This window comes from Segatella copri (genome assembly GCF_003465495.1).
In the GTDB taxonomy this organism is placed as follows: domain Bacteria; phylum Bacteroidota; class Bacteroidia; order Bacteroidales; family Bacteroidaceae; genus Prevotella; species Prevotella copri_G.
In genome coordinates, this window is sequence record NZ_QSAV01000001.1 from 175797 (window position 1) to 177655 (window position 1859).

Below are 1859 nucleotides of genomic sequence, written 5' to 3' on the forward strand. Positions count from 1 at the left end.
AAAAAATTGTTTTTATTTACAACAAAGCCCAAACTTTCACAAGCTCGGGCTTTGCCTTTCCGCAAAAGATTTGTATCTTTGCAGAAAACTTCTTTAAGTATGGCAAAGATACAAATAAAATCTGAAACTCGGCACGAATTGAGCTTTTTTCCTAACTCTTTCGATGATTATGTGCCAAAAGACAGCAAAGTTCGTATGGTGGATCATATTATTCGCAGTATGGACATCAACCCTCTCATGGATACCTATGATGGGATTGGTGCTCCTCCTTATAGTCCGAAGATGCTTCTAAGTTTAGTTGTTTTTGCCTATATCAATGGCGTTTATTCCTGTCGTGGCATAGCAGACGCACTTAAATACGATGTTCGCTATATGTGGATTTGTGGAGGTAAGCAACTATCTTTCGCAACAATCAACCGCTTTAGATCCAATCATATGATTAAATGCATCGACTTTTATTTTGATGCAGTCGTCTCCATATTGGTTGAAAAGGGCGTGATTAGTCTGGAGGAACAATATGTTGATGGTACTAAGATAGAGTCGAAAGCAAACAAGTACACGTTTGTATGGAAGAAGACTGTGGAAAAGAACAGGGCTAAGCTCTTGGAAAAGACCTCTGCTGCATTGGCTCAGATAAAAGAACAAATTCGCCTGAATGGCGGGAGTGACATTAAGGAAGAAGACTGCGAGCCAGCCACTTCCGCCAAGGATGTAAAGAGAAGTGCACGTTTGTGTGAGAGGCAAGCGAAGAACCTTCCTAAGGCAAAGCTTACAGGAAGAGAGAAGCAAAAGCTAAATACTCAGATAGATCACTTGTTCAAAGTCTCGGACAAACTGTGTGAGTATGAAAAATCACTGGATATACTGGGCGAGAGAAACAGTTACTCCAAGACTGATCCCGATGCGACCTTCATGCGCCTCAAGGAAGATGCCATGAACAATGGGCAGACAAAGCCTGCCTATAACCTTCAAATTGCGACAGAGAATCAATATTGGACGAATTTCGCCCTTTATCCCAATCCAACAGACACCCTGACCTTCAAGCCTTTTTTGGATAAGTACAAGAAAAGATATGGAAAGCAATCCAAGAGCGTCACCGCAGACTCAGGGTATGGCTCGGAGGAGAACTACGAGTACCTAGAGATGGAAGAGATGATGGGTTATGTAAAGTACAACTGGTTTCACAAGGAACAGCATAAGCCTTTCAAGGAGGATGCCTTCAACCAAGCGAACTTCTACTACAACAAGGATGATGACTATTATGTCTGCCCCATGGGACAACACATGGAACCTTGTGGACAACGGCAAACGAAAAGTGACTCCGGCTATGTGTCTGTCATTACATTATATAGAGCACAACGATGTGATGGATGTCCGCTTGGAAGTCTCTGCAAGAAATCCAAAGGCAACAGAACCATATATGTCAACCATAAACTGAATGCATATAAAAAGGAAGCCTTCCTGCTACTAACGTCTGAAGAGGGCTTGAAACACAGAAGCCAGCGACCGATAGAGCCGGAAGCTGTATTTGGGCAGATGAAGGCGGATATGCATTATAAGCGATTCAGGCATTTTGGAATGGACAAGGTTTATATGGATCTAGGATTGTTCGGAATGGGATTCAATTTGAAGAAATATTTGGGTATAAAACGATAAAACTCAATTTTGTTTTTTTTATCGTCAGGGATAACTATGCCCTTTTGTGAACTTCCTGCCTGTTTATAATAGAGAAGATCGGAAAAAGTAAAATTTGCAGACGATATTATATGATTCCCTTTTTGGAATAGGCTACGATACTTCTAGGATTATGCAATAAATAACATAAAAGAGGGTGCGCCATAGACTTATGACACACCCTC

At 41.4% G+C, this 1859-nt stretch carries 1 protein-coding gene; it reads left to right on the forward strand.

Going from position 1 to position 1859, the window contains the following annotated elements; all coding sequences use genetic code 11:
- Positions 1–99 precede the first annotated feature (99 nt).
- On the forward strand, positions 100–1656 hold the full coding sequence (locus tag DWV53_RS00585; RefSeq protein ID WP_118150918.1) for an IS1182 family transposase: 1557 nt from the start codon (positions 100–102) through the stop codon (positions 1654–1656).
- Positions 1657–1859: the final 203 nt, after the last annotated feature.